Genomic DNA, 451 nt, shown 5'->3' on the forward strand with positions numbered 1-451 from the left:
CTTTTTCCATCAAAATACATACCGACACCCATCATTTTGTTGGTTTGCATTCTTGCAGACATCTCTGCACCTTCTTTGAAATGCTTCATTCCATTAACATCATTCTTGACAGCTTTCACATTTCCAATGTCTGAATGAGCAGATTTAATTCCCTCTAATGTACCGGCATAGTTCGCATCAGGTGCGGAGATGTTGTCTCCATAAGCAGCCATAGAATTCAACTTTTTAGAAGCCTGTTTTGCTGCACCTGAATGAATAGAACCCATTTTGTCATAATTGGCACTTTCTGCTTCAACATTGGCTGCCTGTACTGCACCTTCAACTTGACCACCTCTAAAAGCAACATTACCACCTCCAGCGGACTGCATTGCACCTGTAAAACCTAAATCAGAACCAATCTTTTGTTCAGTTCTGTATCTGTCTGCAACTGCTGCATCCGTAATATTGTCTC

At 41.2% G+C, this 451-nt stretch carries 1 protein-coding gene; it reads right to left on the reverse strand.

The window, feature by feature from the left end; translation table 11 throughout:
* Positions 1–451, reverse strand: a 451-nt coding sequence (locus ES948_RS10960) for a hypothetical protein (RefSeq protein WP_188109524.1), incomplete at both ends; no start/stop codon positions are given.

It is taken from the genome of Sulfurimonas indica, assembly GCF_009192995.1.
GTDB classification, from domain to species: domain Bacteria; phylum Campylobacterota; class Campylobacteria; order Campylobacterales; family Sulfurimonadaceae; genus Sulfurimonas; species Sulfurimonas indica.